This window comes from Acidimicrobiales bacterium (assembly GCA_036399815.1).
GTDB lineage: Bacteria > Actinomycetota > Acidimicrobiia > Acidimicrobiales > DASWMK01 > DASWMK01.
The window spans coordinates 1-11,399 of the sequence record DASWMK010000219.1; the positions used below are offsets into that span (position 1 = coordinate 1).

13 protein-coding genes are annotated in these 11,399 nt (G+C 75.8%); 8 read left to right on the forward strand and 5 right to left on the reverse strand.

Translation table 11 applies throughout. The features are described from left to right. Together VGB14_16440 and VGB14_16445 are read left to right on the forward strand one after the other, a co-directional pair. On the forward strand, positions 1-367 hold a 367-nt coding region (locus VGB14_16440), incomplete at its 5' end, for a hypothetical protein (GenBank protein HEX9994520.1). Positions 368-421: 54 nt separating this feature from the next. After that, a complete protein-coding gene (locus VGB14_16445; GenBank protein HEX9994521.1) occupies positions 422-652 on the forward strand; it encodes a DUF6458 family protein in 231 nt (76 codons plus the stop codon). On the opposite strand, the gene VGB14_16450 is transcribed toward VGB14_16445, so the two are convergent. The 3 genes from VGB14_16450 to VGB14_16460 are packed head-to-tail and all read right to left on the reverse strand — an operon-like array spanning position 601 to position 2,329. Continuing rightward, positions 601-1,332 (reverse strand): helical backbone metal receptor, encoded by a 732-nt coding sequence (locus VGB14_16450; protein HEX9994522.1) that lies wholly within the window; start codon positions 1,330-1,332, stop codon positions 601-603. The genes VGB14_16445 and VGB14_16450 overlap by 52 nt on opposite strands. Next, positions 1,329-1,967 (reverse strand): PH domain-containing protein, encoded by a 639-nt coding sequence (locus tag VGB14_16455; protein HEX9994523.1) that lies wholly within the window; start codon positions 1,965-1,967, stop codon positions 1,329-1,331. Before VGB14_16455 ends, VGB14_16450 begins: the two co-directional genes overlap by 4 nt. A 17-nt stretch (positions 1,968-1,984) precedes the next feature. Then, entirely contained in the window at positions 1,985-2,329 is a 345-nt protein-coding gene (locus tag VGB14_16460) for a metallopeptidase family protein (GenBank protein HEX9994524.1), read from the reverse strand. 65 nt (positions 2,330-2,394) lie between these two features. Here VGB14_16460 and VGB14_16465 point away from each other — a divergent pair, with 65 nt between their 5' ends. The 4 genes from VGB14_16465 to VGB14_16480 all read left to right on the forward strand — a co-directional run bounded on the left by VGB14_16465 (position 2,395) and on the right by VGB14_16480 (position 6,513). Next, the gene (locus VGB14_16465; protein ID HEX9994525.1) at positions 2,395-4,308 is read left to right on the forward strand and encodes an ATP-dependent helicase; all 1,914 of its coding nucleotides are present in this window, start codon (positions 2,395-2,397) and stop codon (positions 4,306-4,308) included. 88 nt (positions 4,309-4,396) lie between these two features. Then, the gene (locus VGB14_16470; GenBank protein HEX9994526.1) at positions 4,397-4,897 is read left to right on the forward strand and encodes a DUF2505 family protein; all 501 of its coding nucleotides are present in this window, start codon (positions 4,397-4,399) and stop codon (positions 4,895-4,897) included. 10 nt (positions 4,898-4,907) lie between these two features. After that, positions 4,908-5,309, forward strand: a complete 402-nt coding sequence (msrB, locus tag VGB14_16475) for a peptide-methionine (R)-S-oxide reductase MsrB (protein HEX9994527.1) — start codon at positions 4,908-4,910, stop codon at positions 5,307-5,309. A gap of 58 nt (positions 5,310-5,367) precedes the next feature. After that, entirely contained in the window at positions 5,368-6,513 is a 1,146-nt protein-coding gene (locus VGB14_16480) for an AI-2E family transporter (GenBank protein ID HEX9994528.1), read from the forward strand. Here the strand turns inward: VGB14_16480 and VGB14_16485 are convergent. Next, entirely contained in the window at positions 6,510-7,298 is a 789-nt protein-coding gene (locus tag VGB14_16485; protein ID HEX9994529.1) for an exodeoxyribonuclease III, read from the reverse strand. The genes VGB14_16480 and VGB14_16485 overlap by 4 nt on opposite strands. A gap of 48 nt (positions 7,299-7,346) precedes the next feature. Further along, positions 7,347-9,257, reverse strand: a complete 1,911-nt coding sequence (locus tag VGB14_16490; protein HEX9994530.1) for a S1 RNA-binding domain-containing protein — start codon at positions 9,255-9,257, stop codon at positions 7,347-7,349. A gap of 38 nt (positions 9,258-9,295) precedes the next feature. Between VGB14_16490 and VGB14_16495 the strand changes: the two genes are divergently transcribed. Both VGB14_16495 and VGB14_16500 read left to right on the forward strand, forming a co-directional pair. After that, the gene (locus VGB14_16495) at positions 9,296-10,630 is read left to right on the forward strand and encodes a M20/M25/M40 family metallo-hydrolase (GenBank protein HEX9994531.1); all 1,335 of its coding nucleotides are present in this window, start codon (positions 9,296-9,298) and stop codon (positions 10,628-10,630) included. Continuing rightward, positions 10,631-11,254: an HAD-IA family hydrolase gene (locus tag VGB14_16500; GenBank protein HEX9994532.1), complete on the forward strand. Its 624-nt coding sequence runs from the start codon at positions 10,631-10,633 to the stop codon at positions 11,252-11,254. It begins immediately after the preceding gene. Positions 11,255-11,399: the final 145 nt, after the last annotated feature.

The following is an 11,399-nucleotide window of genomic DNA, read 5'->3' on the forward strand; positions in this document are numbered from 1 at the left end:
CGACCTGGCCGCCGTCGCCGACCCCGTCGCCCGGCGCCGGGCCCGCCACGTGGTCACCGAGAACGAGCGGGTGGACGAGGTCATCGCCGCCCTGCTGGCCGGGGACGGGGCCGCCGCCGGGGCGGCGATGGTCGCCGGCCACGCCAGCCTCCGCGACGACTTCGAGGTGTCCACCCCCGCGCTCGACGCGCTGGTCGAGCGGCTGGTGGCCACCCCCGGCGTGCTCGGGGCCCGCCTCACCGGCGCCGGCTTCGGCGGGTGCGCGGTCGCGCTGGTCGAGGAGGAGGCCGCCGGGGGGGTCGGAGGGTGGCGGGTCCGGCCGGTCGCCGGAGCCTCGGTCACCCTGCGTGACGTTTCGCCGTCCTAGGTGGCGGGGTACGGCGCGGACCGTCACCACCGGCCGCAACGGGAGACGGACCAGATGGGCATCGGTGTCAGCATCTTCCTCATCGCCGTCGGGGCGATCCTGACCTTCGCCGTCGAGGCCGACGTGTCGGGCCTGGACATCGACGTCGTCGGCGTGATCCTGATGGTCGTCGGCGTCATCGGCCTGCTGCTCAGCCTGTTCGTCATCGACAGCTGGCGGCGCCGCGGCGTCGGCTACGGGACGGTGCGCGAGGAGCGCGTCGTCCGCGACGACCCGCTCCTGTAGCCGGCCAGGCGTTCGCCCAGCCGGGCGAGGGCGGCGGGCGTCCGCACGCCCCACCAGAACAGGTCCTGCCCGTCGACCAGCTCCACCGGCGCGACCGCCGACAGCTCGGCGACGTGGCGCTCCCCGAACGGGTACGGCTCCGACGGCGCCAGCACGACGTCGGGCGCCAGGGCGGCGACCTCGTCGAGGGTGGCCGACGGGTACCGCTCCGGGCGGCCGGCGAGCACGTTGGCGATCCCGAGGTGGGCGAGGACCGAGGACCCGTAGGTGTCCTCGCCGCACGCCATCCACGGTCGCCGCCAGATCGGCACGAACGCCGTCGCCACGGCGGGCGGCGGGGCCGGCGGCGGCCCGGGCACCTCGGGCGCCTCCAGCCCGAGCCGGCGGGCCAGGCCGGCCAGCGCCGTCGTCACGTCGGCCACCGACCGCACGGTGAGCACCTCGAGGTCGAGCCCGGCGGCGGCCAGCGCGTCGGCGTCCTCCTTCCGGTTCTCCTCCTCGTTCAGTACCACGAGGTCGGGCGCCAGGGCGACCACGGCGGCCACGTCCGGGTCCTTCGTCCCGCCCACGTGGGGCAGGGCCGGCTGCTCGCAGAAGCGGGTGACGGCGACCGGGGTGACGCCCCAGGCGAGGAGCGTCTCGGTGACCGAGGGGACGAGGGAGACGACCCTCGCCGTCACATCCGGCGCAGCAGGTCCGCCTTCTTCTCGGCGAACTCCGCCTCGGTGATCACGCCCCGGCGCCGCAGCTCGTCGAGCTGGCCCAGCTGCTCGGGGATCGAGGCGGCGCCGCCCCCGCCCGCCGCGCCCCCCTGCCCGCGGCCGATGCGGTCGAACTTGCGGTTCTCGTTGGCCTCGATCTGGCGGTAGATCTCGTTCTGCACGAGCCCGGGGCGGCGGATGTCGGTGAACGTCTGGCGCCCGCCCTCGCTCGCCGACTCGATGGCGAGGTCGCCGGCGCCGAGCATTCGCTCGAGGATGCTCTGGTTGGAGAACACCGTGTTGACCTTGTCGAGGGGGATCTCGATGCCCCGCTTGGCGACGATGCCGTGCCGGTAGATCAGCCGGTCGGTGGTGAGGACGAAGTGGGTCGTCGACCAGTCGGCGTAGCGGACGAGGAACCAGAGGACGGCGACCCCGGTGAGGATCCAGGCGCCGGTCGTCGCCCACCCCGGCCAGTCCAGGGCGACGGTGACGATCACGAGCACCAGCCCGGCGGCCACGGCGAGCACGGGCCCGGCGAGGAACCACCAGTGCGGGTGCAGCTCGAGGACGACCTCCTCCTCGTCGTTCAGGAGGCTGCGGGGGAACGGCACGCCGCGAATGTAGACGGCTAGGCCCAGCCCAGCTCCGAGAGGCGGGCGTCGCCGATGCCGAAGTGGTGGGCGACCTCGTGGACGACGGTGATGCGCACCTGCTCGACCACCTCCTCCTCGGTGTCGCAGATCTCGCAGATCGGGAGCCGGTAGATCGTGATGCGATCGGGCGGCACCATCGTGTAGCCGGCGTCGCGGGCGGTGAGCGGCACGCCCTCGTACCGGCCGAGCAGGCCGCGCTGGCGGGGCCGGTCGTCGACCAGCACGGCCACGTTGTCCATCAGCCGGCCGAGGCCCTCGGGGATCCCGTCGAGGGCGTCGGCGACCAGCTCCTCGAAGCGGTCGGGGGGCACGGGCTCCACGGGCGGGGACGGTAGCGCCGACCATCCCCCACCCCGCCGGCCCCCGTCGGTACCGTCGACCGGCCATGGAGGCCGAGCGCGTGCCGGCCCGGCTCCTCGACGGGCTCGACGAGGCCCAGCGGCGGGCCGTCCTGTCCGACGCCGGCCCGCTGTGCATCGTCGCCCCGGCGGGGTCGGGGAAGACGCGGGTGCTGACCCGCCGCATCGCCGCGCGCGTCGCCACCGGCGCCGCCGGCCCCGGCCACGTGCTGGCCCTCACGTTCACCCGCAGGGCGGCCGGCGAGCTGGCCGGGCGCCTCGCCGCCCTCGGCGTGCGGGACCGCGTGGCGGCCGGCACGTTCCACGCCGTCGCCCACCGCCAGCTGGCCCGCCACACCGACGACCAGGGCCGGGCCCGCTGGGGGCTGCTCTCCTCCCCCGTCCGCCTGCTGGCCGAGCTGCTCGGCGGCGCCGACCGGGTGGGCGAGGCGGCCTCCGCGGCCACCGAGATCGCCTGGGCCCAGGCCCGGTCGGTGCCGCCCGAGGCGTACGAGGCGGCGGCCGCCGCCGCCGGGCGCTGGTGCCGGCTCGACCCGGCCGAGCTCGCCGCCCTCTACGCCCGCTACCGGGAGGAGAAGCGCCGCCGCCGGGTGGTCGACCACGACGACGTCCTCGCCGCCTGCGCCTCGCTCCTGGAGGAGGGCGGCCGGTTCGCCGACGTGCAGCGGTGGCGGTGGCGGCACCTGTTCGTCGACGAGTTCCAGGATCTGAACCCCCTCCAGCTGCGGCTGCTCGAGGCGTGGCGGGGCGGCCGGGCCGACCTGTGCGTGGTCGGCGACCCGGACCAGGCCATCTACGGCTGGAACGGCGCCGACCCGGACCACCTGCGCCGCTTCGCCGAGCGGTGGCCGGGCGGCGAGGTCGTGCGCCTGACCGCCAACCACCGCTGCACGCCCGAGACCCTGGCGGCGGCGGCCGGCGTGCTGCGGTCGTCCCCGCCCTCGGCGACGCGGGAGGGCGGGGCCGTGCCGACCGTCGCCGGGTTCGCCGACGAGCGGGCCGAGGCCGCCGCCGTGGCCGAGGCGGTGGTCGTCGCCGCCCGGCGCCACCGGCGCTGGTCGGACCAGGCCGTGCTCACGAGGACCCGGGCGCAGCACGACGGGCTGCTCGCCGCCCTGGCCGCCGCCCACGTGCCCGCCCGCGTCGTCGGGTCCACCCGGCTGGCCGACCACCCGGCCGTCCGCTCGGCGCTGGCCTCGGTCACGGCGGACGGGGGGCCGGCCCGGGCCGCGCTCGGGTGGCTGGAGGGGGCGGCGCGGGCGGCGGCGGGCACGCCGGACGCCGCCGCGCTCCAGGCCCTCGTCCACGCCGCCGGCCAGCTGGTCGCCCTGGACCCGGCGGCCACCGTCGACGACCTGCCCGGCTGGGTCCACGCCGCCGGCGAGGCCACCGAGCGGCCGGTCGCCGGCGACGCCGTCGCCGTCGGCACCTTCCACGCCGCCAAGGGCCTCGAGTGGCCGGTCGTGCACCTGGCCGGCGTGGCCGACGGGGTCGTGCCGCTCGACCGGGCCGACGAGGACGAGGAGCGGCGGGTGCTCCACGTCGCCGTCACCCGGGCGGTCGACGAGGTGCACGTCACCTGGGCCGGCCGGCCGTCGCCGTTCCTCGACGACCTCGCCGCCGGGCTGGCCGCCATGCCCCCGCCCGAGCCGCTCACCTGGCGAGACGACCTGGCCAGGCGGCGGGCGGCGCTCGCCCCAGGCGGCGACGACGTGCCGGCCCGCCTGCGGGCCTGGCGGGCGTCGGCGGCCAGGGCGGCCGGGGTGGCGCCCGCCGTCGTGCTGGCCGACCGGGCCGTCGACGAGCTGGCCCGCCGCCGGCCCGCCGACCTGGCCGCCCTCCGCGCCGTCCCCGGCGTCGGCCCCGTCCGGGCCGCCCGCCACGCCGCCGCCCTCCTCGCCATCGTCGCCCCACCCGACGCCGCCCGCCCCGCGTCCTGAGCCGCGGCCGCCCGCGGCCGTACGCCCCGCCCACCGCCTCGGCGCAGGGTCGTCCGACGGGCTCGCCCGGGCGTCGTAGCGTCCGGGGGTGCGCTTCGTCTTCGAGCAGCGGATCGCCGGCGAGCCCGACGCGGTGCAGGCGGTGTTCCTGGAGCCCGGGTTCTACGCCGACCTGGCCGGGCTGCCGAACCTCGGCGCGCCCGTGCTGCTCGGCCAGGAGCGCCGGGGCGACACCGTCCTCCAGCGGGTCCGCTACCGGTTCAGCGGCGACCTGGCCCCGGCGGCCAGGGCGGTGCTCGACCCGGCCAGGCTGACCTGGGTCGACGAGTCCGTCCACGACCTCGCCGCCCGCACCGTGCGGTTCCGCATGCTGCCCGACCACTACGGCGACCGGCTCACCTGCTCGGGCACCTACCGCTTCACGGCGGCCGGGCCGGGGGCCACCGTGCGCACCACCGAGGGCGAGCTGAAGGTGCGGGCCCTGTTCGTGGCCGGCGCCGTCGAGCGGGCCATCGTGGGCGGGCTGCGGGACCACCTCGGGGCCGAGACCGAGGTCGTCGAGCGCTGGGTCGGACGGGCCGGCTCGTAGGCTGGCGCCCATGGAGACCGACCTGCCGACGACCGACGAGGAGTGGCGCCGGCGCCTGACGCCGGAGCAGTACGAGGTGCTGCGAAGGAAGGGCACCGAGCGCCCGTGGAGCGGCAAGTTCGTCGAGAACCACGACGACGGCACCTACCGGTGCGCCGCCTGCGGCAACGTGCTGTTCCGCTCGGACGCCAAGTTCGACTCGGGCACGGGGTGGCCGAGCTTCACCGAGCCGGCCGTGGCCGACGCCGTCGAGCTCCACGAGGACCGGGCCTGGGGCATGGTCCGCACCGAGGTCACCTGCCGGCGCTGCGGCGGGCACCTGGGCCACGTGTTCGACGACGGCCCCGGCCCCACCGGCCAGCGCTGGTGCATGAACTCCCTCGCCCTCGACTTCGAGCCCGAGCAGTCCTGACCACCGCTCCCGACCCGATCGGGGGCTGACCGGGCCCGGCGGGGGGTACACCCCCGCCGTGGTCGCGTCGAGTCGCACCGACGGCCGGGTGTCGGGTGCCGCCCCCGTCCGCCGGGAGCACCGGGCCGTGCCGACCTGGCTGGAGCGGGCCGCCGCCGTGGCGTGGCGCCTGCTCGTGGTCGGGGCGGCCGGCTACTTCCTCCTCGTCCTCCTCGCCCGCATCCGGGTGGCCGTGCTGCCCGTGATCGCCGCGGTGTTCCTGTCGACGTTCCTCGTCCCCGTGGCCCGGTTCCTGCGCGGCAGGGGCCTGCCCAACCTGGCCGCCACGTGGGGCGCGTTCCTCGGGTTCCTGCTGCTGATCGCCGGGCTGATCCTGCTCATCGTGCCGTCGGTCGTGAGTGAGTTCGACGAGCTCGGCCCGACCGTCCGCCAGGGCGCGGACGACGTGCGCGAGTGGCTCGTCACCGGGCCCCTCGGCCTCGAGGAGGCCCAGATCGAGCAGTTCACCGACCAGGCGACCGAGTCGCTGCGCAACGCGCAGGGCGGGGTCGTCACCGGCGCCGTGCTCGTGTTCGAGATCATCGCCGGCGCCCTCCTCGCCCTCGTGCTGACGTTCTTCTTCGTGAAGGACGGCGAGGTCATCCAGCGGTGGGCCCTGCGCCACGTGCCCCCCGACCGCCACGCCGTCGCCAAGGCCCTCGGCCGGCGGGGGTGGTCGACGGTCGGCGGCTACCTGCGGGGGACGGCCACGCTCGGCCTGATCGAGGGGACGATCATGGGGATCACCCTGCTCGTCGTCGGCGCCCGGCTGGCCCTCCCGGTGGCGCTGCTCACGTTCCTCGCCGCCTTCTTCCCGCTCGTTGGAGCCATCACCGCCGGCGTGATCGGCACGCTCGTGGCGCTCGTGTCGGCCGGGTTCACCGAGGCGCTGATCGTCGGCGGCGTCGCCCTCGTCGTCCAGCAGTTCGACAACGACCTGCTGGCCCCGATGGTGCTCGGCAAGGCCGTCCGCCTCCACCCGCTCGTCATCCTCGTGTCGCTGACGGCGGGCGGCGCCATCGCCGGGATCGTTGGCGCCTTCCTCGCCGTGCCCGTGGCCGCCGTGGCCGTCGCCCTCGTCGCCGAGTGGCGGCAGTGGCACGACCAGGCCGAGTGGCTGCCGCCGGCCGCCGACGCCGCCGACGCGCTGCCCCAGTCGTCCTAGGCGAACTCGGCGACCATCGGGGCGTGGTCCGACGGGGCCTTGCCCTTGCGGGCGTTGCGGTCGACCAGCACCCACTCGAGCCGGTCGGCCAGGGGCTTGCTGGCCAGCATGAGGTCGATGCGCATGCCCATGTGCTTGTGGAACATGCCGGCCCGGTAGTCCCACCATGTGTACAGGCGGGGCTCCTGGTGGCGGGCCCGCAGCACGTCGACGAGGCCCCACGAGGTGAGCTCGGCCAGCGCGGCGCGCTCGGGCGGGGTGACGTGGGTGCCGTTCGCCACCTCGGTCACGTCCCACACGTCGCGGTCCTCGGGGGCGATGTTGAAGTCGCCGCACAGCAGGACGTCGCCGCCGGGGTCGCAGCTGTCGTCGAGGTGGCGCCGCAGCTGGGCCAGCCAGTCGAGCTTGAACCGGAAGTGCTCGGACCCGACGGCCCGGCCGTTCGGCACGTACAGGCTGGCCACCCGCACGCCGCCGCACCGGGCCGAGAGCAGGCGCGCCTCGGCGTCCTCCGCGCCCTCGGGGCCGACGACCCGGCCGTTGCAGAACCCGGGGCGCACGTCCTCGAGGCCGACGCGGCTGAGGATGGCGACGCCGTTCCAGCGGCCCTCGCCGTGGTGCGCGGACTCGTAGCCGAGCGCGGCGAAGGCCATGGCCGGGAAGGCGGCGTCGGCCAGCTTGGTCTCCTGGAGGCAGACGACGTCCGGACCGACCTCGGCCAGCCACTCCTCGAGCCGGCCCAGGCGGGCCTTCAGGGAGTTGACGTTCCAGGTGGCGACGCGCACCACCCGGAGGCTACCGAGGCCCCGGGCGGGCCCCGTCCCGCGGGATGGTCAGCTCCGGGCCGCCCGCTTGGCCGTGCCCGCGGCCTTCCTCGTCGTCGTGGTCGCGGCGGTGGCCTTGCTCGACGCCTTGGCCGTGGTCGCCTTCTTCGCCGGCGCCTTCTTGGCCGTCGTCGCCTTCTTCGCCGTGCCCGTCTTCTTCGCCGTCTTCTCGACGGTGGCGAACGCATCCTTGGCCGTGCCGCCGGTGGCCGTCTTCTTCTCGCCGCCGGCCGAGCTGCGGGTGCCGACGTTCCTCGCCGTCGTCGACGTGGCCTTGGCGGTCGCCTTCTTGGCCGTCGACTTGGCGGCGGTCGCCTTCTTCGCCGGGGCCTTCTCGGCCGGGACCTTGGCCGTCGCCTTCTTCGCGGTCGCCTTGGTGGCGGTCGACTTCTTGGCCGTCGCCTTGGTGGCGGCCGCCGTCGGCGCCTTCTTGGCCGTGGACTTCGCGGCCGTCGTGGTCGCCTTCTTCGCCGACCCGGTGGCGGCCTTGCCCGCCGTGGTGGCCTTCTTCGCCGACCCCGGAGCCGCCTTGCCGGCCGAGGTCGTGGCCTTCTTCGCGGTCGACCTGGTGGCCGCCGCGGTCGTGGCCTTCTTGGCCGTGGACCTCGTGGCCGCGGCCGTCCCGGCCTTCTTGGCCGGCGCCTTCTTCGCCGTCGTGGTCGCCTTCTTCGCCGTGCCCGTCGCCGCCTTCTTGGCGGTGGCCGCCTTCCCGGCCGTCCCGGTGGTCGCCTTCTTCGCCGCCCCTCTACGGGCCGGCGCCCGCTTCGCCGCCTCGCCGTCGCCGCCCGCGTCGGGCGCGGCGGCGAGAGCAGCCGGGTCGGGTTGGGTGCCGTCGCTCACGCGTACCGCCTTCCTGGGGCGCGCCGCCGTGCCGGCGCGCTCGGTTGCCGTCGCCACCTCGGTGGCTCGCACGGCCTTGCGGCCCGCGCGGCGCGGCGCCCGAGGCTCGGGCGCGGGCTCGGCGGCGGGCTCGGCTGTCGCCTCGGGCGCGGCCTCGGGGGACGCGAACCCGGGCAGGGCGAGGTCGATCCCGCGCCGCGGCGCGTCGAGCGCCTGCACCACGAAGTCGCGGGTCTCGCCGACGGTCAGCACGTCACGGGCGCGCCGCGGCGGCGGGTCGCCCATGTGCTTCAGCGCGATGTAGCACCTGGCCCCACCGGCCAGGACGTAGGCGCCGTGGGAGGCGAAGCGCTCGACCTCGCCGGGCACGACGCTGCCGAGCGGGTGGTCGGCGATGAACTGGATGAACGCCAGCGGCTCGTTGACCGGCTCGACGTGGCTCGGCGCCCGGCGCTTGCGCCGCGCCCGGCCGCCGCCGTCGCCGTCGCCGTCGGCCGGCGGCGTGGGCGGCTCGACCGGCTCGACCGGCTCGGCCGCGGCCGCGGCCTTCGCCGTGCGGGCCCGCGTCGAGCGCGGCGCCTTGGCGGCCCTGGCCGGCGTGGCGGGGGCGGCCGGCCTGGTGGTCTTCTTCGCGGCCCGCACCGAGCGCCGGCTGGTCGGCCCGCGCACCGGCGTGCGCAGCATGAACACCCAGCCGACGTGGGGGACGGGCTTGCCGCCGATGAGCCGCCCCTCCTCGAACAGCCACTCGTACTGGCCGTGGAACTCCTGGAAGGAGTCGTTGGACAGGACGGTCGCGCCCGCGCGGTCGGCGATGCCGAGCACGAACGCGTCGCCCCGCCCGATGGCGCCGGCCGGCGGCGAGATCAGCTCGCCGGCCGCGACCGCCTCCTCGTAGAGCTGGCGCTCCTCCGGGTCGATGCGGTGCCCGAAGGTGGCGTCCACGACGACGGTGAGCTTGTCGTGGGGGTGCTGCTCCATGAAGGCGCGCACGGCCTCGTCCAGCTGACGGAGGCTCGGCGCGGCCCGCCCCTCGGTGGCGATGTTGGAGCCGTCGACGACGACGTGGTCCGATGGCATTTCGGGCCTCAAGTCAACCACCTGCCTACGCTGCTCCGGTGGATCAGTCGACCGCGGAGGTGACGGACCTCCTCCAGCACCTCATCCGCAACGCCTGCGTGAACGACGGGACGGTGGGGTCGGGGGGCGAGGAGCGCAGCGCGGACCTCCTCACCTCCTACCTCGAGGGCAGCGGCGTGAACCTCCAGCGCTACGAGGCCGCGCCCGGCCGCACCAGCCTCGTCGCCCGCATCGAGGGCCGCCGGCCGGACGCGCCGACCCTGCTGCTGATGGGCCACACCGACGTCGTGCCCGTGAACCCCGACGGCTGGCGGCGCGACCCGTTCGGCGGCGAGCTCGTCGACGGCGAGGTCTGGGGCAGGGGCGCGGTCGACATGCTGAACCTCACGGCGTCGATGGCCGTGGCCACCAGGCGCCTGGCCGACTCGGGATGGCGCCCGGACGGGACGCTCGTGTACCTCGCCGTCGCCGACGAGGAGGCGCTCGGCTCCTACGGCGCGGAGCACCTCGTGCGCAACGAGGCCGACGCCGTGCGGGCCGACTACGTGATCACCGAGTCCGGCGGCATCCCGATCCCGTCGCCGAGCGGCCTGCGGCTGCCGGTCGTCGTCGGCGAGAAAGGCTCGTACTGGTGCACCCTCCGCGTGAAGGGCACGCCGGGGCACGCGTCGCAGCCCTTCCGCACCGACAACGCGCTCGTGAAGGCCGCGGAGGTGGTGCGCCGCGTGGCGGACTACCGCCCGCAGACCCGGATCCACGACATCTGGCGAAGGTTCATCGAAGGCATGGGGTACCCCGAAGAGCTCACCGCACCACTCCTGTCGCCCGACACGTTCCTCGCGACGGTCGAGGCACTACCCGTCGGCATGGCCCGGCAGTTCCACGCGTGCACGCACACCACCTTCGCGCCGACGGTCGTGCGCGGCGGCGTGAAGACCAACGTGATCCCCGACCGCGTCGACCTCGAGGTCGACATCCGCACGTTGCCGGGGCAGACGGGCGCCGAGGTGCGGGCCATGCTCGACGAGATCCTCGGCGACCTCGCCGGCGACGTCGAGGTGCTCACCGCGTCGGACGACGAGTCGAGCGCGTCGCCGGTCGAGACGCCGCTGTGGGACGCGCTGACCCGGGCCACCTCCCGCTTCTACCCGGGCAGCGCCACGGTGCCGTTCATGATCGTCGGCGCCACCGACGCCCGCTTCTTCCGCCGGCTCGGCGTCACCGCCTACGGCTTCGGCCTGTTCAGCGAGCGGCTGAGCTTCGAGCAGTTCTCCACGATGTTCCACGGCGACGACGAGCGGGTCGACGTCGACTCCCTGCGGCTGTCGACCGAGATGTGGGACGCGGTGGCGCGCGACGTGCTGGGCGGCTGAGTGCCCGTCGCCGCCGTGCTGTTCGACTTCGGCGGCGTGCTGTCGTCGAGCCCGTTCGACGCGTTCGCCCGCTACGAGGCCGAGCGCGGGCTGCCGGCCGGGCTGCTGCGCCGCGTCAACGCCACCAACCCCGACGCCAACGCGTGGGCCATGCTGGAGCGCAGCGAGATCGACGTCGACGAGTTCGGGCGCCGCTTCTCCGAGGAGGCGCTGGCGCTCGGCCACGCCGTCGACGGCGCCGAGGTGCTGGGGCTGCTCGCCGGCGACCTCCGCCCGGCCATGGTCGAGGCCGTGCGCCGGTGCCACGAGCGGCTGCGGACGGCGCTGCTGACCAACAACGTGGTCGGCGCGTTCGCCGACGCCGACGACGCCTTCCGCTCGGTGCTGCCGCTGTTCGACGTCGTCCTCGAGTCGAGCAAGGTCGGCGTGCGCAAGCCCGACCCCCGGTTCTACGAGATGGCATGCGAGGCGCTCGGCGTGGTACCGCAGGACGCGGTGTTCCTCGACGACCTCGGCGTCAACCTGAAGCCGGCCAGGGCGATGGGGATGACGACGATCAAGGTCGACGACCCCGCTCGCGCCATCGCCGAGCTCGAGGCGGTCGTCGGGTTCCCGCTGCGGTGACCGGCCGCGGCCGCCTGCTCGGCGCCGTCGCCGCGGTGGTGGTCGCCGCCGCCGTCCTGACCGCGACCACCCCCGGCCTCGAGGTCGCCACCCGGGTCGCCGCGCCCCGCTCCCCGGCGGCGACGCCGACCACCGGCCCGCCCAC